Origin of the sequence: Celerinatantimonas diazotrophica (assembly GCF_004339545.1) — a bacterium.
Taxonomy (GTDB): Bacteria; Pseudomonadota; Gammaproteobacteria; order Enterobacterales; family Celerinatantimonadaceae; genus Celerinatantimonas; species Celerinatantimonas diazotrophica.
On record NZ_SMGD01000012.1, the window covers coordinates 409,673 to 436,415 of the forward strand.

The window sequence follows — 26,743 nt, forward strand, 5'->3', positions numbered from 1 at the left end:
TAAATGGAAATGCAAATCGCACAACATTATGGTGTTATCGGACTGGGTCGCTCAGGGCTGGCAACTGTTCAGTATTTATTGCGCCAGGGGATTACGCCCGTTGTGTTTGATACTCGTGAAAATCCTGTCTTGGCAGAGCAATTGCCTGCACAGGTATCACTTTTTAAGGGTCAACTTGAGCTGTTTGAGAGTGAGTTGATGGCTCTGGATACGTTGATCGTTGCACCGGGGCTCAGTGTGCGCAGCGAACTTTTTGCGCGATTACGTAGTGCTGGTAAAGCCATTATGGGCGATGTTGAATTATTTGCCCGCCACTGTGATGCCCCTGTGATTGGTATCACTGGAAGCAATGGTAAAACAACAGTGACCACGCTGGTTGGTCAGATGGCTAAAGCGTCCGGTGTTAAGGTTGAGGTTGGTGGAAATATTGGAACTCCGGTATTGGAGTTGCTTGGTCATGATGCCAAGCTGTATGTGTTGGAATTGTCCAGTTTTCAGCTTGAAACAACAGACTCGCTGCAGTTACTGGCGGCAACCGTATTAAATGTCAGTAGCGACCATATGAATCGTTATCGTGATTTGGCTGATTATCGTGATGCGAAACGCCGTATTTATCAACATTGTCAGACGTGTTTGGTTAATGCTGATGATCTCGCCACTACGCCAGAGCATGCGGATACGCAAACCATTAAACAGTTTTCTTTAAATCAACGTGCTGATTACTGGGTATTCAAAGACCATGATGAATATTGGTTGATGGCCGGCCAGGTTAAGTTGATCGCCTGCAGTGAGTTAAAAATGAGTGGCCGCCATAACTGGGCCAATGCGTTGGCCGCTGTTGCTTTGGGAGATGCTGCTGGACTCAAACGTAGCGCTATGATTGAGGTTCTTCGAACCTTTGGTGGCTTGACGCATCGTTGTGAATTTATTACTGAATTTGAGGGTGTTCGCTATATCAATGATTCAAAGGCAACCAACATAGGTGCGACCATTGCCGCTTTACAAGGGTTTGAACACGAAACCGGGCAGACTTGGTTGATTGCCGGAGGCGATGGTAAAGGTGCTGATTTTACAGAGCTTGCACCATGGTTAGCGAAAACCGCTGGTGTCGCTATTTTCGGGCAGGATGCTGATCAGATAGCCAATGTTTATCCTCAAGCACATCGCGTGAAGGACTTAGCTGAGGCCATCGATTATTTAGCGACTCAAGCACAATCAGGTGATCGCATTTTGTTGTCGCCAGCTTGTGCAAGTTGGGATATGTATCCCGGGTTTGCTGCTCGCGGTGAACATTTCAGAGCGTTGGTGGAGGGTTTATGCAGCTAAGGTTAACCCCGAAACTGCAGCGTCCTTGGCGGTGGATAAGAGAACCACAAGCCCCTGAAACCGGACGGTTATATGATCGGCAATTATTGCTGTTATCTATCGCTCTGTTATGCCTAGGATTGGTTATGGTCGCATCAGCTTCTATTGCTGAAAGCATGGCTTCTCATCATAGTGCATTTTTGTTCGTTAAACATCATGCCGTATATGTGGTGATTTGTTTGATAGCGATGGCAGTCGTGGTGCAGTGTCCGGTTGAGTTATGGAAGCAGCATAATGCCAAATTTCTTTTGGCGACGATGGCGGGTTTGTTATTGGTTTTGATCATCGGACACGATATTAACGGGAGTAAGCGCTGGATCGGCTTTGGTCCCCTCAATGTTCAGCCCGCTGAGTTTGCTAAATTGGCGCTATTCGTATATCTGGCTGGTTATTTAGTTCGCCGTAATCAGGAGATCCGCGAAAGTATTAAAGGGTTTTTAAAGCCGCTGGTGGTTTTATGTGTATTAGCGGTCATGATTTTGGCGCAGCCAGATTTAGGTACAGTCATCGTGATGTTTGTTGCAACCATCGGGATGCTGTTTATTGCCGGCGCCAAATTGGTCCAATTTATTGGACTTATGTTCAGCGGAATTGTGGCCGTGGTGATTTTGATTGCGGCTGAACCGTATCGGATGGAACGGGTGACATCATTTTTGAACCCATGGAAGGATCCGTTTGGTAGTGGTTATCAGCTTACACAATCGCTGATGGCATTTGGGCGGGGGCAATGGTTTGGCGTCGGGTTAGGCAATTCAGTATTAAAGCTGGAGTATTTGCCGGAAGCTCACACCGACTTTGTAATGGCTATTTTGGCCGAAGAGCTTGGCTTTGTTGGTGTGTGTATCGTTTTAGCACTATTTGCTTGGCTGTCTTATAAAGCAATTGCTATTGGTCAGCGTGCTTTGAAAAGCAATCAACCGTTTGAAGGCTATTTAGCGAGCGGCATCGGATTTTGGATTGCCTTTCAAAGTGCTGTAAATATTGGCGCGGCATCGGGAATGATGCCGACTAAAGGATTGACATTGCCACTTGTTAGTTATGGTGGCTCAAGTTTGTTGGTGATGTCTATTGCTATTGGTCTGTTGCTGAGAATTGACTATGAATGGCGTCAGGCAAATCAACAAGCCTATCGCAGGGAGGGCGAATGAACCAGCATATGCCTCATTTGGTGGTGATGGCCGGCGGGACCGGTGGTCATGTATTTCCAGGATTAGCGGTTGCCCGATTGATGCAGTCGCGTGGTTGGAAAATTACTTGGCTGGGAACTCCCAGTCGTATGGAAGCGGATTTAGTCCCTCGGCATGGCTTTGATATTGAGTTTTTAGATATTAAAGGGGTGCGTGGCAACGGTTTGATCCGTAAACTGACGGCGCCTTGGAAAATCATCCGAGCAGTGATGCAGGCGCGCTCCGTGTTTAAGAAGCTTCGCCCTGATGTCGCGTTGGGAATGGGTGGCTTTGCCAGTGGACCGGGAGGCATTGCGGCGAGAATGATGGGGATCCCTTTGGTCATCCACGAGCAAAATGCTGTCGCAGGGATGACGAATCGTTGGCTTAACCGTTTTTCGAATCGTTCTTTGGTGGCTTTTCCAGAAGCGTTGCCAGGCGCACAACAGGTTGGCAATCCGGTGCGCTTAGAGATTGTTGAGGTAGGCCGAGGCGCGCGGATTTTTACAAACCGGATGAATATATTGGTGATTGGGGGCAGTTTAGGGGCGCGTGTTTTAAACGAACAACTTCCCGGAGCCATCCAATCATGTGGGAATTTAGCCTTACAGGTTCACCATCAGGTGGGCCGAGGTAACGGCGATTCAACTTTGCAGCGTTATCGAGCACTTGGGGTAAATCATGCACAAGTTGATGAATTTATTGATGATATGGCGCAAGCGTATCGCTGGGCTGATTTAGTGATATGCCGGGCTGGTGCGCTAACTGTGAGTGAGTTAGCTGCCGCGGGATTACCGGCGATTTTTGTGCCTTTACCTCACGCGGTTGATGATCATCAGACTAAAAATGCAAGATATCTGGCCGATCATGGTGCCGCGCGAATATTACCGCAAGCCCAACTTGATGCCTTGCATTTAAGTGAATTATTACAAGAGCTGGCGAAACCATCGGTGCGTGAAATGATGTCACGCGAAGCTTTAAAGTTGGCAATTAATGATGCGACTCAGCAAGTGGCTGATGTGTGCCAGCAAATGGGTAAAAAATGAGTAGAACAATGACAAAAGTCGAATTGGCTAAATTACGCTTAATGATCCCCGAAATGCGGCGGGTTAAACGGATCCATTTTGTTGGGATCGGTGGTGCCGGAATGGGCGGAATTGCTGAAGTTTTAGCAAACGAAGGCTATCAGGTGAGTGGCTCCGATCAGCAGCATAGTCTGATGACAGACCGACTGAGCGAATTGGGCGCTGATATTACTTTTGGGCATAAAGCTGAACACGTTCAAGGGGCTAGTGTCGTGGTGGTTTCTTCAGCGATTCATGACGATAACCCTGAAGTGCAAGCGGCGCGAGAACTGCGTATTCCTGTGGTACGGCGGGCAGAAATGCTTGCTGAGTTAATGCGTTATCGCCATGGCGTAGCCATTGCCGGAACTCATGGTAAAACTACAACGACCAGTTTGATTGCTTCTATTTATGCCCAAGCGCAGCGCGATCCGACCTTCGTGATTGGCGGATTATTAAACAGTGCTGGAACCAATGCGCGTTTAGGGACGAGTCGCTATCTGATTGCCGAAGCCGATGAAAGTGATGCTTCATTTTTACATCTGCAGCCGATGATGGCGGTAGTGACTAACATTGAAGCTGATCATATGGATACTTATGCTGGCGATTTTAGTCGTTTGCAGCAGACCTTTATCAAGTTTTTACACAATCTACCTTTTTATGGGGTGGCGGTTGTCTGTGCTGATGATCCAGTCGTGAGCTCACTGATTCCGCAAATTGGGCGTCAGGTCATTACGTATGGGTTTTCTGAGAACGTGGATGTAAGGATCAGTGATTTCAAACAGTTGCGGGATCGTTGTCATTTTAATGTGACTCGTCATGACTTACCCCCATTGGCTATCGAACTAGCGATGCCCGGACGACATAATGCGTTAAATGCCGCGGCAGCCATTGCGATTGCCAGTGAAGATGGTATTCGGGATGAGTTTATTGTCGAAGCATTGAATAATTTTCAAGGGATTGGCCGGCGTTTTCAGCAATATGGCGAATTTGAAACAGGGCGCGGTCAAGCGATTTTACTCGATGACTATGGCCATCATCCGACCGAGGTGGCAGCAACCATTGCTGCTGCGCGTCAAGCATGGCCGCAGCGGCGACTCGTGATGGCTTATCAGCCACATCGGTATACGCGAACGCGTGATCTTTATGAAGATTTTTTAGATGTGCTCAGTCAGGTCGATCAGTTGTTGTTACTTGAAGTCTACAGTGCTGGTGAGGATCCGATCCCAGGTGTTGATAGTCGGGCATTATGCCGTTCGTTGCGGCAACGTGGTTTAGAGCCTATATATGTGCGAACTCCTCAGGAATTACCAGTACGCTTGGCTGAGGTTATCCAAGATCAGGATCTGGTGATCACGCAAGGTGCTGGCAATATTGGTGCACTCGCTCGGCAGTTAGGTGAACTTGGATTGAATATTGAAAAAATGAAAGAGTTATCTGATGGTTGCTAGAGAGAAAGTTCATTATTACAAGATATCGATGAATTTTGTTGTTAAGGCTTTAAATCTAGCGTTTAAAGGTACAGAAGCTGGCGTTATAATAACCAGTTTTGAATGTAGGAATGATAGGTGCGCGTAGCACTGAGGACAATTCCCAGACTGTTGCGATCGGCTAGCGCAATCAGTGGGCGGATTGATAAACCGTATTTTGCCGGAGTGTTATTTTTTCTGGCGGTAGTGCTCTTCTTCGTCAGTGGTGGAGTGGATATCTACCACCGGCTGAGTAACTCGAAGTTGATGCCGATGACCTCGATTTTGATTTCGGGGGAACGTCATTACGTGAGTGATACTGATTTACAAAGGGCTTTAAAACAGGTGCCCCAGGCAGGCAATTTTTTTACCTTAGATGTAAATAAGGTGCAAAAAGCGCTAGAAGCGCTGCCTTGGGTAAAGCACGTCAGTGTTCGTAAACAATGGCCGAATAAGCTTCGCGTATACTTGCAGGAGCAGCAGCCAGAAGCGGTGTGGAATAATAAAGAGCTGCTTAATCCTGAGGGCCAGATATTTAAGGCACCGGTGAGTGATGTTCATAAACCACTGGTGCATTTAAATGGCCCGGATGATTTTGCTGACGAAATACTGAATGCATGGAAAAACATGCAGAAATTGGTTGGTGCGAAACACTTATCAATACAATCGGTGACCTTAAATGCAAGGCGTTCATGGTCTCTGACACTAACAAATGGTATTCAGTTGCGGCTGGGGCAGCGTGACCGAATAAAAAGGTTGCAACGGTTTATTAGTTTATATGATCAGTTGCATCCGGAAAAAATGGCTTATGCAGATTTACGTTATAACAATGGCCTGGCAGTAGGCTGGAAACATCAACAGGATTAGACGGCGAATGACCAAGGCGACAGATAAAAATCTAATTGTGGGATTAGACATTGGCAGCTCAAAAGTAGCAGTGCTGATCGGTGAAGTACTCCCTGATAACCAATTAAATATCATTGGGGTTGGTTCGCATTCATCGAAAGGGATGGATAAGGGGGGCGTGAATGACCTTGAAGCCGTTGTAAAATCAGTGCAAAGGGCTGTGCATGAAGCTGAGCTGATGGCCGATTGCCAGATTAGTTCTGTTTATCTTGGAATTTCAGGCAAACATATTAGCTGTATGAACGAAAAAGGTATGGTGCCGATTAACGAAGATGAAGTCACCCAAGAAGATGTTGATAATGCCATTCATACTGCGAAATCGGTACGTTTAAAAGATGAACATCGCGTGCTACATGTTTTGCCTCAAGAATTTGCAATTGATTACCAAGAAGGGATTAAAAACCCGATCGGTTTATCGGGCGTACGAATGGAAGCGAAAGTCCATTTGATCACTTGTCACAATGATATGGCCCGTAACATTGTGAAATGTGTCGAACGGTGTGGTTTGAAAGTTGACCAACTGATTTTTTCGGCGCTTGCTTCAAGCTATGCCGTGTTAACCGAAGATGAAAAAGAGCTGGGTGTCTGTCTGGTTGATATTGGTGCCGGAACGATGGATTTGTCAGCCTATACTGGAGGGGCATTACGGCATACTACTGTGATCCCATATGCTGGAAATGCGGTGACCAGTGATATTGCGTACGCATTTGGTACGCCGTTGGGCGATGCTGAAAATGTTAAGATCCAGTATGGCTGTGCTTTAGGCCAACTGGTCAGTCGCGATGACACCATTGAAGTCCCGAGTGTAGGGGGGCGTCCGGCTAGAAGTTTGCAGCGTCAAACATTAGCTGAGGTCATTGAGCCGCGTTATAGCGAATTGCTCTCAATGGTCAAAGCTGAGTTAGATGAATTGCGTGATAAGTTAAAAAAACAAGGGGTGAAGCATCAGTTAGGTGCAGGTGTAGTTTTAACGGGTGGGGCTGCCCAGATGGAAGGAATTGTTGAGTGTGCTGAGCAAATTCTGCAGTGTCAGGTCCGGGTCGGTAAGCCTGAGCGGGTCGCTGGTCTGACCGAGTATGTTCAATCTTCAACTTATGCAACGGCAGTTGGTTTGTTGCATTACGGAAGGGAAAACCGCTACGAGCGTTTTACTGATGATAAAACGCCCGGTTCTGTAAGTAATCTTTTGAAACGAGTGAAGAGCTGGTTTCAGGGTGAGTTTTAATCCGTTGGCCTAAAGGTCAACGAATCATGCGGAGAGAGAATTATGTTTGAGATTATGGATAGTCATACTGACGAAGCCGTTATAAAAGTGGTTGGTGTCGGTGGTGGCGGCGGCAATGCCGTTGAGCATATGGTTCAGCAATCGATTGAAGGTGTTGAATTTATTGCAATTAATACAGATGCCCAGGCATTGCGTAACGCCAGTGCAGATAAAACGCTGCAGATTGGCGGTAGCATTACAAAAGGCCTTGGCGCGGGAGCAAACCCAGAAGTCGGTCGTGACGCAGCAACCGAAGATCGTGAACAAATTCAAGATTTGCTCGAAGGTGCCGATATGGTATTTATCGCAGCCGGAATGGGCGGCGGTACAGGTACCGGGGCAGCTCCTGTGGTTGCGGAAGTGGCCAAAGAGTTAGGAATTTTAACGGTTGCGGTGGTAACGCGTCCATTTGCCTTTGAGGGTAAAAAACGTGGTGCCTACGCCCAAAGTGGGATTGATGAATTGTCTAAATCTGTCGATTCATTAATTACAATTCCAAACGATAAGCTGCTTAAAGTGTTGGGGCGCGGTGTTTCGCTGTTAGATGCCTTTAAAGCTGCGAATAATGTCCTGCTGGGGTCGGTTCAGGGAATTGCCGAGCTGATTACCCGTCCGGGCCTGATTAACGTTGACTTTGCTGACGTTCGCACGGTGATGCGTGAGATGGGAACAGCAATGATGGGAACAGGTGTTGCGAAAGGTGATGATCGAGCTGAAGAAGCGGCTGAAACTGCCATTTCTAGCCCACTTCTGGAAGATGTCGATCTCGCTGGTGCCCGCGGTATTTTGGTAAATATTACTGCTGGCTTTGATATGAGCATCGAAGAATTTGAAACAGTGGGTAATGCCGTTAAGGCTTTTGCATCTGAAAATGCGACAGTTGTTGTGGGCGCGGTGATTGACCCTGATATGAGCGAAGAGTTGCGAGTGACTGTTGTTGCAACTGGGATTGGTGCGGAACGTCGCCCTGATATTACTCTGGTGAATAATTCAGTCAGCAACGAAACGGCTAAACCACAACCAGTGGCATCAAATATGCAGAAAACTGCAGCACCTGCACCAGAAAGTAAAGCTGCGGTAGGTGGGCATTCACCAGCTCCTGCTGAGCAAAAAAATGATCTAGAATATCTAGATATTCCAGCATTTTTACGCCGTCAAGCGGATTAAGATGTTAAATGAGCTGTGGAATTGTCTTTACTTATGATAGAATATCCGACTAATTTTTACTGTGGCCGGATTTGACGAGGGGTTTTAGTGCCTATGATTAAACAGCGAACACTTGCGAAACCTGTGCATGCGACTGGTATTGGTCTGCATTCAGGTAACAAAGTGACTATTGCGCTCAATCCGGCACCTGTCAATACTGGAATCGTATTCCGGCGGGTTGATCTCGACCCGGTGGTATCTATTCCGGCAAGCGCTGATTTAGTCCAGGATACAGTGCTCTGTACTGGTTTAGTGGACGAGCGTGGTAATCGTATTGCGACCATTGAACACTTGTTATCAGCTGTCGCTGCATTAGGTTTAGATAATCTGGTCATTGAAGTTGATGCGCCGGAAATTCCAATTATGGATGGCAGTTCGAGTCCATTTGTCTTCTTGCTGCAGTCAGCTGGCATTGAACAGCAGAATGCATTGAAAAAATTTATCCGTGTCAAAGAAACAGTGCGGGTAGAGGCCGAAGAAGGAAAATGGGCTGAATTGCGGCCAAATCCTGCCGGTTTTAAAATTGATTTTGCCATCGATTTTGAACATCCTGCGATTTCTGGACGTAACCAGAGCATTTCAATGGAATTTGACAGTGTTAAATTTGTCAAAGAGTTGAGCCGTGCCAGAACATTTTGCTTCTTGCGTGATGTTGAATTTATGCAAGCGCATAATTTGGCATTAGGGGGCAGCTTAGAAAATGCCATTGTTCTGGATGAATACCGCATCATCAATGATGAAGGTCTTCGCTACGAAGACGAATTCGTCCGGCATAAAGTGCTTGATGCGATTGGCGATCTCTGCCTAACAGGTCATTCAATTTTGGGACATCTATGTGCTTACAAAGCAGGGCATGCATTAAACAATATGCTGGCTCGAGAATTGTTAGCAACACCACAGGCCTATGAAATTGTCACCTTTGATGATGAAGCTGCTGAAGTGCCGCTCACTTACAGTCAGCCTCTGCAGGCATTCTAAGTAATTTTGTATAGCGGCGCGCTATTTCTTCTCTCCGCAAAGCGCCGCTATCCTTTCCAACCTCTCTTTTAATTCATCAGGTAGATGCTTGGCTGAGTCACGGATATTTTGTGCGCTTTGCGTGCTAATTTGACGTGATTTAGTGATTTTTACAGTGGGTTCTGGTTTAATACTAGCCAAATTTGGATTGACCTTGATCTCAAGTGAAATCAGTCCCGGATATACTTTTCGAAGATCGCTAATCAATTGACTTTTGAGTTGCCTTAAACGAGTCATCCAAGCGGCATTGGGAGCACTGATCACTGCTTTTGAGTTCTCTAAATGAGTGAGCTGACAGCTATCTAAGTGATATTGGTGTAGAATATGTTGCGTGCTTTTGCTGAATTTATCTCGTTGCTCAGTGTTTTGCTTTATTTGAGCTAAAGATCCGCGCGAAAACAAGCGATCAATATCAACCGGCTGGTGAATACGTTTGGCCATGATCACTCCTTGCGATGCGGGTTAATGGGCGATTGAATAGCAATTTTGCTAAAAATGAAAGTTGAGTCAATACTCTCGGCCCATCGTAAATGAAATGATAGGATAAACTCAATTTATTTGAGTTGAATTTTAATATAACGCCTCCATCTATCAAGATAGCCGATGATCTAAGACGTCAGTCTGATCCTGAGAGCATGCCTTAAAACCTTCATGTTTTCATTGCACCGCGATTCAGTGGAGGCGTTTGTTTTGTATGGACAAGGATGAATTTGCGATTGTATCCGTTAATGGTATGGTAATTCGCCATGTTTATAATTATTTTGGCCAGTTTGCTCATCTGAGAGTTAAAGGTCAGAATTTGTCCGGTTTGGAAACGATTTTCACAGAGTGGTCAGTCATCACTTTGTGTCATCATAATTTGAATGACTCTTAAAAGATAATACGCATGATAAGTAAAATTCTTACCAAGGTTATTGGTAGCCGAAACCAGCGTACGATTAAGCAGCTACGCAAGATTGCCCGACAAATCAATGAAATGGAACCTGATTTTGAAGCGCTTAGCAATGAACAACTACAGGCTAAAACAGCAGAGTTTCGTTCGCGATTAAATGAGGGAGAAACGCTTGATGCATTACTCCCTGAAGCTTTTGCAACAGTTCGAGAAGCTTCAAAACGAATTTTTGGAATGCGCCATTTCGATGTCCAGATGATTGGCGGCATGGTACTGAACGACAATAAAATCGCCGAAATGCGTACAGGTGAAGGTAAAACACTCACCGCAACATTACCCGCATACTTAAACGCCTTAACCGGCAAAGGCGTTCACGTTATTACCGTGAACGACTATTTGGCGACGCGTGATGCTGACTCGAACCGCCCATTGTTTGATTTCTTGGGGATGAGCGTATCGGTGAATATTTCCGGAATGTCACCTGAGGAAAAAATTGCCGCCTATAAAGCAGATATTACTTACGGGACCAATAATGAATTCGGTTTTGATTATCTGCGGGACAATATGGCTTATGCGCCAGAGCAACGTGTGCAGCGGCCACTGTATTACGCGTTGATCGATGAAGTCGACTCTATTTTAATTGATGAAGCCCGTACTCCACTGATTATTTCCGGTGCTGCAGAAGATAGCTCTGAGCTATATATCCAAGTCAATCAGGTCATCCCCTTTCTTGAAAAACAGGATAAAGAGGATAGCGAAGAATATACCGGTGACGGGCACTTTACCGTTGATGAAAAAGCCAAACAGGTTTATCTGACTGAACGCGGTCAGGAATATGTAGAGCAACTGCTACATGAGAGAGAGTTGCTCGCTGAAGAACAATCACTTTATTCAGCCTCTAGTATCTCATTATTACACCATGTTAATGCGGCGCTGCGGGCTCATACATTATTTGAGCGTGATGTCGATTATATCGTCAACGAAAAACAGGAAATCGTTATCGTTGATGAACATACCGGGCGGACGATGGAAGGACGCCGTTGGTCTGAAGGCTTGCACCAAGCTGTTGAGGCTAAAGAAGGGGTGCCGATTCAGAGTGAAAACCAGACGTTAGCCTCGATTACCTTCCAGAATTATTTCAGGTTGTATGACAAACTTGCTGGGATGACCGGGACGGCTGACACTGAAGCATTTGAATTTCAGCAGATTTATGGATTAGATACAGTTGTGATCCCAACCAACAAACCGATGATCCGTAAGGATATGGGTGATTTGGTCTTTTTAACAGCTGAAGAAAAATATAACGCCATCATTGAAGATATCAAAGGGTGTATGGAGCGCGGTCAACCGGTTCTGGTCGGGACTGCATCTATTGAGAACTCTGAGTATTTATCGGATCTTCTGCAAAAAAATAAGATTAAACACGAGGTCTTAAACGCAAAACAGCACGAACGCGAAGCTGACATTATTGCCCAAGCTGGTATTCCCGGTGCTGTTACTATTGCAACGAATATGGCGGGTCGTGGGACAGATATCATCTTAGGTGGGAACTGGAAGTCGAAAATTGACGCGATTGAGGAGCCAACCGAGGAAGAAATCGCACAAATTAAGTCTCAGTGGCAAAAAGTGCATGAACAAGTCATTGAAGCCGGCGGTTTACATATCATTGGTACTGAGCGTCATGAGTCTCGTCGTATTGATAACCAGTTGCGTGGTCGTTCTGGTCGTCAAGGGGATCCGGGGGCAAGCCGCTTCTACCTGTCGATGGATGATCCATTGATGCGTATCTTTGCTTCTGACAAAGTCAGTGGCATGATGAAAAAATTAGGGATGAAACAAGGTGAAGCCATTGAACATCCTTGGGTCTCGCGGGCGATTGAAAATGCTCAGCGCAAGGTTGAAGGTCGTAACTTTGATATTCGTAAATCGCTGCTTGAATTTGACGATGTTGCCAACGATCAGCGTAAAGTCGTTTATGAACAGCGCAATGAGTTGATGGATGCTGAGGATATTTCTGACACAATTCATGTTATTCGTGAAGATGTATTGAATCAGTCTATTGATAACTTTATTCCGCCTCAATCGCTGGAAGAGTTATGGGAAATCCAACGATTAGAAGAGCATCTGAAGAATGATTTTGGTTTAGAGTTGCCGATTCAGCATTGGCTGGATGAAGACGACAAGCTCTATGAAGAAACGCTGCGCGAACGGATCATCGAAGAAGCAACCAAGGCTTATCAGGTCAAAGTTGAATTGGTCGGTGAAGAGGTGATGCGGCAATTCGAAAAATCAGTGATGCTGCAAACACTCGACCAGTTATGGAAAGAGCATCTGGCCGCGATGGACTATTTGCGTCAAGGGATCCACTTACGGGGTTATGCCCAGCGTGATCCTAAACAAGAGTATAAACGCGAGTCATTTGAACTGTTTACGCAGATGCTTGATTCACTTAAATATGATGTGATTAGTGTCCTCAGTCGAGTTGAGGTCCAAGCGCCTGAAGAAGTGGAAGAGATGGAGCGTCTGCGTCGTGAACAGGCACAACAACTGAGCGAGAATGCTCAGCATCAAGGTGCCGGTGATTATAATAATGCTGGGGCTGATGAGGAAGGTACTCGTAAAGTTCAGCAGTATATTCGCGAAGGTCAAAAAATTGGGCGTAATGACCCCTGTCCATGTGGGAGTGGCAAAAAATATAAACACTGCCATGGGCGTTTAAGTTAAACGCGAAAAGCCCGGTTGATTCCGGGCTTTTTTATAGACGATAAAGGAGTAAATAGTGACGGAAGAAGTGAATGTCGTGGTGGGTGTGATTATCCGAAATGACAAGATCCTTATCGCCAAGCGCAATGCTAAACAGCATCAGGGAGGTCTGTGGGAGTTTCCTGGGGGCAAAGTGGATGCTGGTGAAAGTGAGGTCGAAGCGTTAGCCAGAGAGCTAAATGAGGAGCTTGGTATTGATATAAATCCTAAAGCCTGTCAAAAGCGTCAGCAGATCCACCATCAATATCCCGATAAAGCGGTAAACCTGAATATTTACTGGGTGAGTGATTTTACAGGTATAGAACAGGCTCGAGAAGGGCAACCGCTAAAATGGATTACAAAATCACAATTAGCGGATTACCCATTTCCTGAAGCTAATCAGCCAATTTTAGATGAACTACGGTCGGAACATTAAAAATTCCAGCTATCTGGTTTATCTTCATCCTCGGCAATCGATTGTCCGGGGATCGCTTTTTCTTCGTTCGCCCATTCCCCTAAGTCGATTAATTTACACCGCTCGCTACAAAAAGGGCGCCACGGGTTATTGGCTGAATACTCTGCTTGTTTATGGCAAATTGGGCAATTTACCAAAGTCTTTTTACTCATTGAAAACTCCTGCAACAGGTTAGCGTAAAGTTTAGGTCATTAGTAATGGCGCCTTCAAGTGACATAAACTTAATTGCAAAACGATTTTTATGGCCGCTGATGGTTGGATACCCTCTGACATTCCCATTAATGCTAATTCTGAGCATGGCGCAGCCTTCGCGCTGACCCTGATAAAAACCGCCATGAGCGATGACTTGCTCTGCGACACTCTGTTCTCTGAGCATGCTGAGTAGAAAGCCCATGACCTCAGCGATGGTGGCAAATGGCTGCAGCCACTTTTCGATATCACTAATGCGTTGTTCAAGGCTTTGGTGTTGCCAAAAATAGAGCTGGGGAAGATCAAAACTGCAGGCTCCTCCAGGGAGGGTTAAGCGCTGTCGGATGAGGCTTAACAACCGATCTTCTTTTATCAAATTGGCCAGTTTCGGATGTTGATTAATGGTGCGAAAGTAATTATCAGTCTTTAAGACTAACTCATCTATTTTACTCGTATCAATTTCTGGTGCATTAGCCCATTGTCGGAACAGCTGGCGCTGCTTATCTAGATCTTTGAGTAGATCGCTACGCCATTCACAGCGATCTAACACGTCATTTAAATCAAATAATGTGCGGAAAAAATTTTGAACACTACTGTCGCTCTCGTCCAAAGTTGTTTTGATCTGCTCAAGCTGATTAAATAGTGTTTCCACTCGCAGGTAAGTGCGAATTTTTTCATTTAGTGGATGTTCAAAAACTAATTCACTAGTCACAATTAAAAACTCTAACCTTTGATGACTTATTGATATTAAGTGTAGTGTATCGATTGCATCATGCGCTGTCATTGCCTATTGATACACATGGGTAATGAATATTTACCCAAGGATTTAAATTTCTTGGTTTCAGTCATATGAATGAATTGGGTTTGAGTCACTTATCGATAGTTTAGGCTTGAGTCAAACGGCCCTTAAGCGAACTTTGCTTGGGCTAATTGCAGATATTGCCGATGCACTGCCATGGTTTTTTGCTTAAGCTCAGCCAGTGAGCCGTCGTTATAAATGACATCATCAGCGATGGCTAGACGCTCTTGTCGCGTACTCTGACTTGCTACAATCTGCTCGGCTTGCTCCATTACAACTTGATCGCGTTGGCAAATCCTTTTTAGCTGTTGTTGTGGATCAATATCGACCACTAAGATGCGATCAGCCAGTTTATCAAAGCCACTTTCAATGAGCAGTGGAACAATTAATAAGGTGTAAGGTGTTTTTGATGTGCGTAATAATTGCTCATCAATCAAATTTTTAATGCGTGGGTGTAAGCAGTTTTCTAACCAGTGTCGCTGCTCCGGATGATTAAATATATAGTCTCTGAGTTGACGTCGATTTAAGTGGCCATCAGCAGTCAGTACTTGTTTTCCAAAATGCTGACAAATTGCCTTGAGAGCGTCTTGCCCTGGTTCTACAATCTGCCGTGCGATGACATCAGCATCAATACAATCGATGCCTTGCTGGGCAATCCACTTGGCGACTGTCGTTTTGCCACTGGCGATGCCGCCAGTCAATGCCACAATCACGTACTCCTCCCTAGAGCATCATCCAGTACAAATGGTAAATTTGCTCGCCAAAAACGAGATAAACTAAAGCGCTCGCCGCTAGAAATGGTCCAAATGGTAATTGTAGTTGTTGTCGTTTGCGCTGCTTCGCTAATACAGCGATGCCTACGAGAGCTCCGGCGGCAGAACTGAACAATAAGATAATGGGTAATGAGCTCCAACCCAACCAAGCACCAATGGCGGCGAATAATTTGAAATCGCCATAACCCATTCCTTCTTTTTTGGTTAGTAACTTAAAACACCAATAAAGAACCCAGAGGGAACTATATCCAAAAGCCGCTCCCCATAGCGATTGATGCGTCGATACAAAGAGCTGATGAGTATTGACTAATAATCCTAACCATAATAGCGGCAACGTGAGCTGATCGGGCAGTAGCAGTGTTTTTAAATCGATACACGCTGCGGCAATAAGGGCCAGCGCAAATACACATGCCCAGAGCCATTGTATTGAGAGTGAAAATCGCCAAAAAAGTAATATGGTGATAGCTACACTGAGGAGCTCTACAATCGGATAACGCCAGCTAATTGCTTGGCGACAGTTATGGCAACGACCCCGTAAAAGGATAAAACTAAGAACTGGAATATTCCACCAAAACGGAATTTTGTGATGACAGTGTGGACACTGAGAGCGTGGATACGCGAGATCAAAGCGACCTTGTGGTAACTGTGGTTCATCTTTTATCTCTGCTAAAAATGTCTCACATTCATTTTTCCACTGCCGTTTCAGGATCAACGGCAGTCGGTAAATGAGCACATTCATAAACGAACCAATGACTAAAGCAACGGCGACGCATAATACCCAGAAAAAGATCGGAAGTTGTTGCCAGATTGTGTGCAAATAGGCCATGTATGCTCAGTTATACTGTTAGATTCTAAAAGGCTGCTTAGCTTAGTGAATGACGTTGCCAATTTCAAAAATCGGTAGATACATTGCGATAATCACACCACCGATTAAAAGCCCAACCAAAGCCATGACGATAGGCTCAATCATGTCTACCGCGATATGCATTACGACATCAAGTCGGTCATCATCCATTTTTGCTATTTTAGCGAGAATTGTTGCCAAAGTACCACTTTCTTGTGCGATCTTTAATAGCTGCTGTTGCTCGAGGTTAAAAAGTCCAACATCAAGCACAGCCTGATAAAGGCTCTGTCCATGTTCGAGGGCATTAACGCAGCCTGTGACTTGTCTAACAAATACTTGGTTGGTACAGATTTGCTCGGCACATTCAAAGGATTGTTTAATCGGCATGCCGCTTTGATAGGTCGCTGCGAGCAATGTGGTTAATTTGACCTGTTCTTTTAACTGGATCATTTTGCCTAGTACGGGGATGTGGAGGATGAATTCATCAACGCGTAGTTTAAAGCGGTGATGGTGTTGGTAATGGTATCGAGCCATAAAAATAAGCCCAACGAATAAAATTAGTATTTCAAACGAATAGTGGCTCAACGCCGCTAATTTAATAATCCATTGCGTATAAATAGGCAGCGGAGTGTGTAAGCTGGTAAATAATTGTGTAAATTGCGGAACAATAAATTCCAGTAGAAACCCAAACATGCCAATCGCCATGATCGTGACAACCAAAGGATAACTGAGCGCTTTAATGAGACGGCGCCGCAATTGGATTTGGCCCGTTAGATACTGTGCTAAATAGTTGCAAGTTTGCGAGAGTTGACCTGATTGTTCGGCGATATAAAGAAACTGATGATCAAGGTGGGTAAAATGCCCACTTTGCCGCAGTGATTCAGATAAAGATTCGCCCTGAGAGATCTGATGGTGCAGAAAGCTCAGAACGGCCGCAAGACGTTTGTCACTGATGCTGTTGAGCATTAACGAAAGTGTTTGTTTAACCGATAAACCAGCGGTTAATGAATTAGCTAGTTGCTCGATGATCTGGTGGCGCTTAGTTACTGAGAGTTTACGCGCATACGTTTGAGCGACGATGCGTGGTAACTGGTGCGTTTTTAATAAACTGATCTGGCGTAACTCGAGTTGTTCAATCAATGTATATTGCGAGTCAGCGATATGAATTCCTCGACACGATTGTCCGCTTTGATTGATCCCTTGCCAGTAAAAGCAGTTGAGATTACTCGGGAGCATGGCCTAACACCCTTAATATTTCTGCTGATGTCGTGATGCCCTGTCGAACATACTCGGTCGCTTGTTGATAAAGAGTACGCATCCCTTGTTGGTAGGCGATGTGCTCCAGTTCGTCCATGGGCAATTGGTGAGTGATCCCTTGACGAATCGCTGCGTTAAATGAGAGCAGTTCAAAAATACCAATGCGGCCATGATAGCCATCGTGACAATGGCGACATCCTTGTGGCAGATATTGATCATCGGCTGTTTTAACTCGGCATTTGGGACAGAGTTTACGCAGTAGTCGCTGTGCAATAATCAGTTGCAATGATTCGCTAATTTGATGGTAACTGAGCCCAAGTTGGTGTAATCGTTCGATCGATTTTAGTGCACTGTTGGTGTGTAGTGTAGATAAAACTCGATGGCCCGTTTGAGCAGCATGCCAGGCGATTTCGAGTGTTTGTTGATCACGAATTTCACCGAGCATTAAAATATCTGGATCTTGGCGTAGTAAAGCGCGTAAGACGTTTTCAAAAGTAAGCTGTGCGGCAGGATTTACTGCGACTTGGTTGATTCCGGCGAGCTCGATCTCGACCGGATCTTCGACACTCGCTATATTAACGCTTGGATGATTTAAGTGTGAGAGTGCTGCATATAAGGTGCGGGTTTTTCCTGAACCCGTTGGTCCGGTAACGATAATTAACCCGCTCGGTTGCTGGAGATGATAATAGACGCGTGTCAGCTGAGCTTCATCCATTCCCAGTTGTGATAGAGATAAATGCTGTTGATCGCTACCCAATAAGCGTAAGACCACCTTTTCACCATGAATGGTGGGTAATGTGCTAACCCGGATATCTAAGGGGTGTGCTTGCCATTGGGGAAGATGTAGCCGGCCATCTTGGGGATGCATTTTTTGGGCGATATCAAGATTGGCATTCATCTTAAGCCAACTGACAACTCGAGGACCTTGTTCAGAGGTAAATCGGTAATAGTACTGCAATAGGCCGTCAATTCGCGCTCGCACTCGGTAGCCTTGAGGGACTGGTTCAAAATGTAAGTCAGAGATGCCACTTAGGCTTGCTTGATAAATAAGCTGTGAGAGTGCGATGGCAATGTTGTCATCCTGATTGTCCGGAGCTGATGGGGCCGTCGCCGATGATACTGCGGTCTCGCTTAACTGTGTAAGCTGCGTTGCAAGCCAGTGAGGATGCACCACTAATGGCTCAATTTCCTGCTGACTGAGGTTGGCTAGCTCATCAATGAGCAACTGATCTTCGCAGTCAATTAATCCCACCTGCAGAACGCCCGCGTAGTGGCTGGTTAAAATGACCTGAAAATCCAGTAAATGATGGAGTTTTAGTTGTCCTGGTAACATTGTAACCTGGTGGGGCAAATCTAATGTTGGCAAATGGCTGCGCCGACAAGCAGCTTGATAGAGCTCGTGCTCGTTTATGCTGTGTTGTTTAACCAAAGTTAGAAGCCAGCGTTGGCGCCGATTTGGGTAGTGTGTTTTTAGCCGAGCTAGTAAATTTCTCGCCGTATCACTGTGACAGACTTCATCACAAAGCGTATCGGTCATTAGCACCACCCTAGTTCCACACAAGTGCCACTGCGCCGCCAACTAACCACTCCAGTTTGTTCATCAAAAGTGCCCGTTAAAATATAGCTGACCGGTTCGTTGTCATCAGCTGTGAGGTCCTTAGCCTTAGCAGTCACGGTGTAAGCATTGGTTTCATGGCTGATATTTAATGAGCTAATTTGGGCGTTGGTCTCGGTATCGTTGCTGACATTGTAGCTGTCAGTTGCTTGGATGCAGGGGTTATCATCACTGCTCTTTTCAAGCTCATCGATGCTATGGCTTTGCATACAGATTTCCAGAGCGGTTTTAACTGGTTCTGTTGCGTTAATGACAGAACTAAAGCGAGCTTGGTTCATATAGTTTTGATAAACAGGCATCGCCATTGTTGCTAATACTGCGATGATAGCTAAAGTGATCATCAACTCGATGAGTGTAAACCCTTGGTTTCTGATTTCTGTTTGAAGGCGTGACATTATTAAAGGAATTTTTACTGATATTTATATTAATAATGCACTTGTTCGATTTATGGATCAACAGGCTATCTTTCTTTATTGATAATTAGGTAATTAAAGGTTAATGATTGAAGATAACGGGATAACAGAAGATAACGTATGCAAATGACGAAGTATTTGGTAAATCGACACAATTCTGAGGATTGGTTGAATGGGGTGCGCCACACGCCGAGTCCTTTTTATAATGAGCGCCCAGACCCTGATGATATCTCGCTGTTGGTCATTCACTGTATCAGCCTTCCTCGAGGCCACTACCGCAATGGTCAGATTCGGCGTCTATTTACCCGTGGGGTATCACGTCATATTCACCCAGAGCTTGATGACGTCAGTGAGCTGAATGTTTCGGCTCATCTTGTGATTGATCGCACAGGAGAAGTGGAACAGTTTGTCCCTCTGAATAAAAGAGCCTGGCATGCGGGTGTTTCCGAATATAATGGACGGCATAACTGTAATGACTTTGCAATCGGTATTGAACTGGAAGGGACCGATGATAGCGACTTTTGTGCAGCACAATATCATGCTTTGGTTGCATTAACATATGTGATTATGCAGACTTATCCGAATATCACTCCACAGCGTGTGGTAGGCCATAGCACTATTGCAGTTGGTCGTAAAACAGATCCAGGCAGCGGTTTCAACTGGTCGCACTACTTGGCTTTGATACAGCAACCACCAACTGATGTTTTAAATCATAAGGAGAATGAGGGATGTCCCTGATTGCTTTGATTATTGCTTTGTTGCTGGAGCGAACCCGGCATAGCCAGTCACGCTGGGTGTTTCATGAATTATGTGAACACTGGTATCGTTGGCTGCCATGTCGGCATAGTTGGAGTTGGCTGTTATTTGGCTTTGTCCTGCCAACACTGGTTTTAGGGGCAGTACAATGGTTCATTCAGGGATGGTTGCTTGGTTTGCTCTCATTGATTTGGTGGATCGTCCTGCCGTTATTAGTGCTTGGGTGTCCTCTGCTACAGCGTGCTTTTCGTGATTATCTGCGCCAAGGAGGCGTTGCGCCACAATTAGCAAGCCAGCATTTTAATGAACGTTTAGCGAAGCTTTTTCCCGGTTGTCTTAACCATCCCATCGATTCGCAGTTTCAGACTGGGTTATTTTTGTGTTGGATTAATTTTCGCTACTATTTTGCCATCGTCTTCTGGTTTGCGATAGGAGGCCCTGCGCTCGCCGTCGGTTATGCACTGCTGCGTTCGTTGGAACACTGGGCGATTGAGCATCCTGAGCAAGGGTGTAACCCCCATGTTATTCGTCGTTTGATGTATGTTGTAGATTGGCTCCCCAGTCGTTTGTGTGCATTAAGTTATGCACTGACCTACAGCAGTGCTGCTGGATTTAAAATCTGGTTAGCCAGCTTCCGTGATTTTCAGCATAGCAATGCCTATTGGCTGGCTCAGATCGCTCGTGAGTGTATTCGCGCTCCCACGCAAGTCAAAACAAATACTGAACATGCAATGGCGATGATGCAGCTCTTAAAAAGTAGTCTGCTTGTGGCATTAGCGATCATCGCATTATTTACGATTTATGGTTGGTTAATTTAGTTAACTGGGTGAAGTGTCTGTTGATTAGCTGAGTAGCAAGATGTGAGATGCTTCACAAAAATTTAGCATTTTTTATACCTCTCAAAACACTCGTTTACAGTGTTATTTTTATTGCGGTTTATTTAGAGCTTTCATGTTAAATACATGTTTTATTTCATTGAATAAACTCTATTTTTTGTTTAATGGCGGCTGATTTTCTCGCCGCTTTTTTCCAACATCTCTTTATTTTTTAGTGAATTATCCATAGTTTGATCAAGGTCAAAACTACTGGACTTCATTAGGACGTTTTGTTAACGTGCCCGCTGTAAATTGGTATTACCAATAGAGATTAGCCAGTGACTTATCCAAAGGTCAAACATCCAAAATTATCTGATCTGATTGTTCATAACCTGGAAACTATGATCCTGGAAGGAAGTTTTCGGCCAGGTCAGCGGTTACCTGCTGAAAGAGAGTTGGCTCGGCAGTTTGATGTTTCTAGGCCTTCTTTACGTGAAGCGATTCAGAAATTGGAAGCCAAAGGCCTTGTGATCCGAAAACAAGGTGGCGGTACCTATGTGCAGCAAGATTTGCGCGAAGGGTTAACCGATCCGCTATTTCAGCTGCTTTCTGATCACCCTGAAGGACAATTAGATCTACTCGAGTTTCGCCATGCTTTTGAAGGGATTGCAGCCTATTATGCGGCACTGCGTGGAACCGAAGCTGATTTCGAACAGATCAACGATTGTCACGCTCATATTGCGATGGCTCAGAACCAAGGGAACGTTGAGGCTGAATCAGAAGCGGTAATGGATTTTTACGAAGCGATAGCCAACGCTTCACATAATATGGTGTTTTTGCATTTAATTCGTGGCTTGCGGCCGCTCCTTTTGCAAAACATCCTGCATAATTTCAAAATTTTGTACATCCGTACAACTGTCGCTGCGAAAATTACTCAGCATCGGCAACTGTTGCTCAATGCAATTGTACAAAGACAGCCGGCGCAGGCTCGTGATGCCTCGTATCAACACCTCGCCTTTATTGAAGAAACGCTGTTAGATATCGGGCGTGAATCTAGCCGGATTGAACGATCTTTGCGCCGTTCAGAACAATTTTGAATTCGTACCGGATAAAAAAACCGGAAGTTAGAATAACTTAAAACTATCTTTTAGATAGCTTAATGATTGAGGAATATGCCATGTCAGATCTTCTGCAACATGATGTGGATCCACTTGAGACCAATGAATGGATTGATGCGATTGAATCAGTCATTCGCGAAGAAGGAATTGAGCGGGCCCAGTACCTAATTGAACAGGTATTACATCAAGCTAGTATTGAGGGTGTTTCGGCCTCTGGTGCCCCAGCAGTAACCGATTACATTAACTCCATTGCCTTAAAAGATCAGCCTGACTATCCGGGTGATATAGAGTTGGAACGTAAAATCCAAGCGATTATCCGCTGGAACGCCGTAATGATTGTTTTACGGGCATCTAAAAAGGATCTAGAGCTGGGTGGCCACATGGCTTCATTCCAGTCTGCTGCAGCAATTTACGAAACATGTTTTAACCATTTCTTTCGTGCACCTAACGAAAAAGATGGTGGCGATTTAGTTTATTATCAGGGACATATCTCTCCAGGGATCTATTCTCGCGCTTTTGTTGAAGGCCGTTTGAGTGCTGAACAGCTGGATCACTTCCGTCAGGAAGTTGAAGGCAAAGGGTTGCCTTCTTACCCTCATCCTAAATTGCTTCCTGAATTTTGGCAGTTCCCAACGGTTTCCATGGGACTGGCGCCACTGTCATCTATTTATCAAGCTCGATTCTTAAAATATCTTACTAATCGCGGACTCAAAGATTGTTCTGAGCAGCATGTCTATGCTTTCCTAGGTGATGGTGAGATGGATGAGGCTGAATCACGCGGTGCGATTGCATTTGCTGCTCGTGAAAAACTCGACAACTTAACCTTCGTCATTAACTGTAACTTGCAGCGGTTAGATGGCCCTGTTTCTGGTAACAGCAAAATTGTTCAGGAACTAGAAGGTCAGTTTAAAGGCTCAGGTTGGAACGTTGTCAAAGTACTTTGGGGTAGCGAATGGGATGACCTGCTCTCGCGTGACACCTCAGGTAAACTGATTCAGTTGATGAACGAAACTATCGACGGTGATTACCAGACACTTTCTTCAAAAGATGGCGCCTACATGCGCGAGCATTTCTTTGGTAAATATCCAGAAACCGCTGAATTGGTTAAAGATCTGTCTGATGAACAGATTTATAACCTGCACCGTGGTGGTCATGATGTTCGCAAAGTGTATGCTGCATTAGCGAATGCTAAAGCGACTAAAGGTCAACCAACCGTCATTCTGGCTGCAACCATCAAAGGTTATGGCATGGGTGATGCTGCCGAAGGGAAAAACATTGCTCACCAGGTGAAAAAAATGAACATGACTTCGGTTATGCACCTGCGCGATCGTTTAGAACTTGATATTGATGATGAGAAAGTTAAAGAATTACCTTATCTGACTATTGACGAAGGTTCGGCTGAATATGATTACCTGCATGCCCGTCGTAAAGCATTGCACGGTTACACGCCACAGCGTCTGCGCAAATTTACCAAAGAGTTACCGATTCCGGCACTGGATGACTTTAGCGCACTGTTACAAGAACAGAAAAAAGACATCTCGACCACGATTGGCTTCGTTCGATCTCTGAATGTTCTTCTGAAAAACAAAGGACTTAAAGATCACATCGTACCTATTATAGCCGACGAAGCTCGTACCTTTGGTATGGAAGGTTTGTTCCGCCAGATTGGTATTTACAACCCTGGGGGTCAGCAATATACACCGCAAGACCGCGAACAGGTTGCATACTATAAAGAAGATGTGAAAGGTCAGGTTCTGCAGGAAGGAATTAACGAAGCTGGTGCAATGGCAAGCTGGGTTGCAGCTGCAACTTCATATTCGAGCAATGACTTGCCGATGATTCCGTTTTATATCTACTATTCAATGTTTGGGTTCCAACGCGTTGGTGACCTTACATGGATGGCAGGGGATCAACAGGCGCGCGGCTTCTTATTAGGCGGGACTGCTGGTCGGACCACCTTGAACGGGGAAGGCTTGCAACATGAAGATGGCCATAGCCACGTCCTTTCTAGTGTCATTCCAAACTGTGTTTCATACGATCCTAGTTTTGCTTATGAAGTTGCAGTCATCATGCAGGATGGCTTACGCCGGATGTATGGTGAACAAGAAAATGTTTACTATTATCTGACCCTGATGAATGAAAACTATCATCAGCCAGCTATGCCTGAAGGTGCTGAAGAAGGTATTCGTAAAGGTATTTATAAACTTGAAGATTACAGTGGCGACAAAGCGAAAGTCCAGCTGTTAGGTTCAGGGACCATTATGTTGCAGGTGCGTGAAGCTGCGAAAATCCTTAGCGAAGAATATTCTATTGCAAGTGATGTATTTAGCGTAACTTCATTTACTGAACTGGCTCGTGACGGCCAAGATGTCGAACGTTTCAACATGTTGCACCCAACGGATGAACCGCGTCAGCCATACATCAGCACTGTTTTGGATAACTTGCCGACTATCGCCTCAACTGACTATGTCAAAACGTTTGGTGAACAGGTTCGTCATTATGTTCCTGGTCCATATCGTGTATTAGGGACTGATGGTTTCGGACGTAGTGACAGCCGTGACAATTTACGTCTTCATTTTGAAGTAAACGCCAGCTATGTTGTCGTTGCGACTCTGCACCAACTGGCTGAACAAGGTCAAATCGATAAAAGTGTCGTTGCACAGGCGATCACTAAATATGGTATCGATGCGGACAAGATTAACCCGTTGCACGCATAAGGGCTAAGAAGAATGAGTATTGAAATTAATGTACCAGATATTGGTGATGATGAAGTTGAAGTTACTGAAATCATGGTTAAAGTGGGCGATACAGTTGCAGAAGAGCAGTCACTGATCACCGTTGAAGGCGATAAAGCCTCAATGGAAGTTCCAGCGCCTCACGCTGGGGTGGTTAAAGAGATTAAAGTGGCCGAAGGCGATAAAGTTAAAACTGGCTCGTTTATTATGTTATTTGAAGATGAAGCGGGTGAAACTGCGGATAAACCTGCTGACGAATCGGCTCCTTCAGATACTGCGGCTCCTGCGGCTCGCGAGAGTCATGACATTAAGGTTCCTGATATTGGTGATGATGAAGTCGAAGTCACTGAAATCATGGTGAAAGTAGGCGACAAAGTTGAAGAAGAACAGTCACTGATTACTGTTGAAGGCGATAAAGCCTCAATGGAAGTGCCTGCGCCAATGGCTGGTATTGTCAAAGAAATTAAAGTAGCCGAAGGCGATAAGGTTAAAACAGAATCGTTCATCATGGTCTTTGAAACTGAAAGCGCAGCTTCAGCGCCAGCAGCCGAAACCGCACCAGCGGCGGCACCTGCAGCTTCTTCTGCAACCCAAGATGTTAAAGTCCCAGATATTGGTGACGACGAAGTCGAAGTCACTGAAATCATGGTGAAAGTAGGCGACAAAGTTGAAGAAGAACAGTCACTGATTACCGTTGAAGGCGATAAAGCCTCAATGGAAGTGCCTGCGCCAATGGCTGGTACTGTTAAAGAAATTAAATTAGCCGAAGGCGATAAAGTTAAAACCGGCTCTTTGATGATGATCTTTGAAGTTGAAGGCGCTGCTGCGGCTCCCGCTGCTAGCACTGCTAAAACTGAAGAGAAAACAGCCGCACCCAAAGCACCTGCCAGTGCGCCGGCGAAGTCGGATGATTTTGTCGAAAATACTGCCTATGTTCATGCTTCCCCTGTTGTGCGTCGTTTGGCTCGCGAATTTGGCTTGAACCTTGAGAAAATCAAGGCAACCGGCCGCAAAGGTCGCATTACCAAAGAAGATGTTCAGAGCTACGTGAAAGATGCGGTGAGTCGTGCAGAATCTGGCCGTAGTGGCGGCAGTGGTATGGATGTACTGGCATGGCCGAAAGTTGATTTTGCCAAATTTGGTGAGGTTGAAGAGAAGCCACTATCACGCATTCAGAAAATCTCTGGTCCAAACCTACATCGCAACTGGGTGAAAATCCCACATGTGACTCAGTTTGATGAAGCTGACATCACTGATATGGAAGCGTTCCGTAAAGCCGAAAACCAAGTGGTCGCCAAAAAAGATCTTGGCTTTAAAATCACGCCTCTGGTCTTTATGATGAAAGCAGCGGCCAAAGCGCTGGAATTGCATCCTAAATTTAATGCTTCACTCTCTGATGATGAGCAGAGCCTGGTCATGAAAAAATATATCAACATCGGTATCGCTGTTGATACACCAAATGGCTTGGTTGTACCTGTTGTTCGTGATGTCAATAAAAAAGGCATTTATGAGTTATCTCGTGAACTGACAGAGATCTCTAAGAAAGCTCGCGGTGGTAAATTGACTTCTTCTGATATGCAAGGAGGCTGCTTTACTATCTCAAGTTTAGGTGGGATTGGTGGTACACAGTTCACCCCAATTGTGAATGCCCCTGAAGTTGCGATTTTAGGTGTCTCTCGTAGTGCGATGAAACCAGTATGGAATGGCAGTGAATTTGCGCCGCGATTGATGTTGCCACTGGCACTATCTTATGACCACCGAGTCATCGATGGTGCAGATGGGGCACGTTTTATTACTACTATCAGCAATACGCTCAGTGATCTGCGTAAATTGGTTCTGTAATTAGTAGTAAAAAGCCGGGGA

General features: G+C 45.2%; 22 protein-coding genes and 2 pseudogenes. 16 read left to right on the forward strand and 8 right to left on the reverse strand.

Annotation, left to right across the window (positions count from 1 at the left end; all coding sequences use genetic code 11):
* Positions 1-3 precede the first annotated feature (3 nt).
* From murD to lpxC, 8 genes are all read left to right on the forward strand, one after another.
* A complete protein-coding gene (gene murD, locus EV690_RS08130) occupies positions 4-1,326 on the forward strand; it encodes a UDP-N-acetylmuramoyl-L-alanine--D-glutamate ligase (RefSeq protein ID WP_131912489.1) in 1,323 nt (440 codons plus the stop codon).
* Positions 1,317-2,513, forward strand: a complete 1,197-nt coding sequence (gene ftsW / locus EV690_RS08135) for a cell division protein FtsW (protein ID WP_131912490.1) — start codon at positions 1,317-1,319, stop codon at positions 2,511-2,513. The genes murD and ftsW overlap by 10 nt, the downstream gene beginning before the upstream one ends.
* Complete coding sequence (gene murG, locus EV690_RS08140; protein ID WP_224054929.1) at positions 2,510-3,577, forward strand: undecaprenyldiphospho-muramoylpentapeptide beta-N-acetylglucosaminyltransferase; 1,068 nt, start codon at positions 2,510-2,512, stop codon at positions 3,575-3,577. The genes ftsW and murG overlap by 4 nt, the downstream gene beginning before the upstream one ends.
* A gap of 8 nt (positions 3,578-3,585) precedes the next feature.
* Positions 3,586-5,046 carry a UDP-N-acetylmuramate--L-alanine ligase gene (gene murC / locus EV690_RS08145; protein ID WP_131912491.1) on the forward strand — a complete coding sequence of 487 codons (1,461 nt, stop codon included), beginning with the start codon at positions 3,586-3,588 and terminating at the stop codon, positions 5,044-5,046.
* Between the two features lie 117 nt (positions 5,047-5,163).
* On the forward strand, positions 5,164-5,931 hold the full coding sequence (locus EV690_RS08150; RefSeq protein WP_131912492.1) for a cell division protein FtsQ/DivIB: 768 nt from the start codon (positions 5,164-5,166) through the stop codon (positions 5,929-5,931).
* 7 nt (positions 5,932-5,938) lie between these two features.
* Positions 5,939-7,195 (forward strand): cell division protein FtsA, encoded by a 1,257-nt coding sequence (gene ftsA / locus EV690_RS08155; RefSeq protein WP_131912493.1) that lies wholly within the window; start codon positions 5,939-5,941, stop codon positions 7,193-7,195.
* Between the two features lie 42 nt (positions 7,196-7,237).
* Positions 7,238-8,401 (forward strand): cell division protein FtsZ, encoded by a 1,164-nt coding sequence (gene ftsZ, locus EV690_RS08160; RefSeq protein ID WP_131912494.1) that lies wholly within the window; start codon positions 7,238-7,240, stop codon positions 8,399-8,401.
* 93 nt (positions 8,402-8,494) lie between these two features.
* Positions 8,495-9,418: a UDP-3-O-acyl-N-acetylglucosamine deacetylase gene (lpxC, locus tag EV690_RS08165; protein WP_131912697.1), complete on the forward strand. Its 924-nt coding sequence runs from the start codon at positions 8,495-8,497 to the stop codon at positions 9,416-9,418.
* A gap of 21 nt (positions 9,419-9,439) precedes the next feature.
* Here lpxC and EV690_RS08170 read toward each other — a convergent pair whose 3' ends face one another.
* Positions 9,440-9,898, reverse strand: a complete 459-nt coding sequence (locus tag EV690_RS08170) for a hypothetical protein (RefSeq protein ID WP_131912495.1) — start codon at positions 9,896-9,898, stop codon at positions 9,440-9,442.
* Between the two features lie 445 nt (positions 9,899-10,343).
* Between EV690_RS08170 and secA the strand changes: the two are divergent.
* From secA to mutT, 3 genes and pseudogenes are all read left to right on the forward strand, one after another.
* Positions 10,344-12,888: pseudogene (gene secA / locus EV690_RS08180) on the forward strand (preprotein translocase subunit SecA); the annotation flags it as partial.
* A gap of 95 nt (positions 12,889-12,983) precedes the next feature.
* Positions 12,984-13,073, forward strand: a pseudogene (locus tag EV690_RS18725) (SEC-C metal-binding domain-containing protein); the annotation flags it as partial.
* A gap of 55 nt (positions 13,074-13,128) precedes the next feature.
* The gene (gene mutT / locus EV690_RS08185; RefSeq protein WP_131912498.1) at positions 13,129-13,527 is read left to right on the forward strand and encodes an 8-oxo-dGTP diphosphatase MutT; all 399 of its coding nucleotides are present in this window, start codon (positions 13,129-13,131) and stop codon (positions 13,525-13,527) included.
* Here the strand turns inward: mutT and yacG are convergent.
* The 7 genes from yacG to EV690_RS18610 form a co-directional block, all read right to left on the reverse strand.
* Positions 13,524-13,718: a DNA gyrase inhibitor YacG gene (yacG, locus tag EV690_RS08190; protein ID WP_131912499.1), complete on the reverse strand. Its 195-nt coding sequence runs from the start codon at positions 13,716-13,718 to the stop codon at positions 13,524-13,526. The genes mutT and yacG overlap by 4 nt on opposite strands.
* Positions 13,715-14,467, reverse strand: coding sequence for a cell division protein ZapD (gene zapD / locus EV690_RS08195; protein ID WP_165872696.1), 753 nt, complete (start codon positions 14,465-14,467; stop codon positions 13,715-13,717). Before zapD ends, yacG begins: the two co-directional genes overlap by 4 nt.
* A 194-nt stretch (positions 14,468-14,661) precedes the next feature.
* On the reverse strand, positions 14,662-15,267 hold the full coding sequence (gene coaE / locus EV690_RS08200) for a dephospho-CoA kinase (protein WP_131912501.1): 606 nt from the start codon (positions 15,265-15,267) through the stop codon (positions 14,662-14,664).
* A gap of 10 nt (positions 15,268-15,277) precedes the next feature.
* Positions 15,278-16,153 carry a prepilin peptidase gene (locus EV690_RS08205; RefSeq protein WP_131912502.1) on the reverse strand — a complete coding sequence of 292 codons (876 nt, stop codon included), beginning with the start codon at positions 16,151-16,153 and terminating at the stop codon, positions 15,278-15,280.
* A 42-nt stretch (positions 16,154-16,195) separates the two neighbouring features.
* A complete protein-coding gene (locus EV690_RS08210) occupies positions 16,196-17,407 on the reverse strand; it encodes a type II secretion system F family protein (protein ID WP_131912503.1) in 1,212 nt (403 codons plus the stop codon).
* Positions 17,394-18,965, reverse strand: a complete 1,572-nt coding sequence (locus EV690_RS08215) for a GspE/PulE family protein (RefSeq protein ID WP_131912504.1) — start codon at positions 18,963-18,965, stop codon at positions 17,394-17,396. Before EV690_RS08215 ends, EV690_RS08210 begins: the two co-directional genes overlap by 14 nt.
* Complete coding sequence (locus tag EV690_RS18610) at positions 18,965-19,384, reverse strand: pilin (RefSeq protein ID WP_165872697.1); 420 nt, start codon at positions 19,382-19,384, stop codon at positions 18,965-18,967. The genes EV690_RS08215 and EV690_RS18610 overlap by 1 nt, the downstream gene beginning before the upstream one ends.
* 192 nt (positions 19,385-19,576) lie before the next feature.
* Here EV690_RS18610 and ampD point away from each other — a divergent pair, with 192 nt between their 5' ends.
* From ampD to aceF, 5 genes are all read left to right on the forward strand, one after another.
* A complete protein-coding gene (ampD, locus tag EV690_RS08225) occupies positions 19,577-20,194 on the forward strand; it encodes a 1,6-anhydro-N-acetylmuramyl-L-alanine amidase AmpD (RefSeq protein WP_224054927.1) in 618 nt (205 codons plus the stop codon).
* Positions 20,185-21,030, forward strand: coding sequence for a regulatory signaling modulator protein AmpE (gene ampE, locus EV690_RS08230; RefSeq protein ID WP_131912506.1), 846 nt, complete (start codon positions 20,185-20,187; stop codon positions 21,028-21,030). Before ampD ends, ampE begins: the two co-directional genes overlap by 10 nt.
* 335 nt (positions 21,031-21,365) lie before the next feature.
* Positions 21,366-22,124 (forward strand): pyruvate dehydrogenase complex transcriptional repressor PdhR, encoded by a 759-nt coding sequence (gene pdhR, locus EV690_RS08235; RefSeq protein WP_131912507.1) that lies wholly within the window; start codon positions 21,366-21,368, stop codon positions 22,122-22,124.
* 80 nt (positions 22,125-22,204) lie between these two features.
* On the forward strand, positions 22,205-24,862 hold the full coding sequence (aceE, locus tag EV690_RS08240) for a pyruvate dehydrogenase (acetyl-transferring), homodimeric type (RefSeq protein WP_131912508.1): 2,658 nt from the start codon (positions 22,205-22,207) through the stop codon (positions 24,860-24,862).
* A 12-nt stretch (positions 24,863-24,874) separates the two neighbouring features.
* Entirely contained in the window at positions 24,875-26,722 is a 1,848-nt protein-coding gene (aceF, locus tag EV690_RS08245) for a pyruvate dehydrogenase complex dihydrolipoyllysine-residue acetyltransferase (protein ID WP_131912509.1), read from the forward strand.
* The last annotated feature ends 21 nt before the right edge of the window (positions 26,723-26,743 follow it).

Coding starts and splice junctions, on each gene's coding strand:
- murD (WP_131912489.1), top strand. CDS start 4: ATGGAAATGCAAATCGCACAACATTATGGTGTTATCGGACTGGGTCGC.
- EV690_RS18610 (WP_165872697.1), bottom strand. CDS start 19,384: ATGATCACTTTAGCTATCATCGCAGTATTAGCAACAATGGCGATGCCT.
- aceF (WP_131912509.1), top strand. CDS start 24,875: ATGAGTATTGAAATTAATGTACCAGATATTGGTGATGATGAAGTTGAA.
- EV690_RS08210 (WP_131912503.1), bottom strand. CDS start 17,407: ATGCTCCCGAGTAATCTCAACTGCTTTTACTGGCAAGGGATCAATCAA.
- ampD (WP_224054927.1), top strand. CDS start 19,577: ATGCAAATGACGAAGTATTTGGTAAATCGACACAATTCTGAGGATTGG.
- murC (WP_131912491.1), top strand. CDS start 3,586: ATGACAAAAGTCGAATTGGCTAAATTACGCTTAATGATCCCCGAAATG.
- murG (WP_224054929.1), top strand. CDS start 2,510: ATGAACCAGCATATGCCTCATTTGGTGGTGATGGCCGGCGGGACCGGT.
- EV690_RS08205 (WP_131912502.1), bottom strand. CDS start 16,153: ATGGCCTATTTGCACACAATCTGGCAACAACTTCCGATCTTTTTCTGG.
- EV690_RS08215 (WP_131912504.1), bottom strand. CDS start 18,965: ATGACCGATACGCTTTGTGATGAAGTCTGTCACAGTGATACGGCGAGA.
- EV690_RS08170 (WP_131912495.1), bottom strand. CDS start 9,898: ATGGCCAAACGTATTCACCAGCCGGTTGATATTGATCGCTTGTTTTCG.
- yacG (WP_131912499.1), bottom strand. CDS start 13,718: ATGAGTAAAAAGACTTTGGTAAATTGCCCAATTTGCCATAAACAAGCA.
- ftsA (WP_131912493.1), top strand. CDS start 5,939: ATGACCAAGGCGACAGATAAAAATCTAATTGTGGGATTAGACATTGGC.
- ampE (WP_131912506.1), top strand. CDS start 20,185: ATGTCCCTGATTGCTTTGATTATTGCTTTGTTGCTGGAGCGAACCCGG.
- lpxC (WP_131912697.1), top strand. CDS start 8,495: ATGATTAAACAGCGAACACTTGCGAAACCTGTGCATGCGACTGGTATT.
- ftsW (WP_131912490.1), top strand. CDS start 1,317: ATGCAGCTAAGGTTAACCCCGAAACTGCAGCGTCCTTGGCGGTGGATA.
- ftsZ (WP_131912494.1), top strand. CDS start 7,238: ATGTTTGAGATTATGGATAGTCATACTGACGAAGCCGTTATAAAAGTG.
- aceE (WP_131912508.1), top strand. CDS start 22,205: ATGTCAGATCTTCTGCAACATGATGTGGATCCACTTGAGACCAATGAA.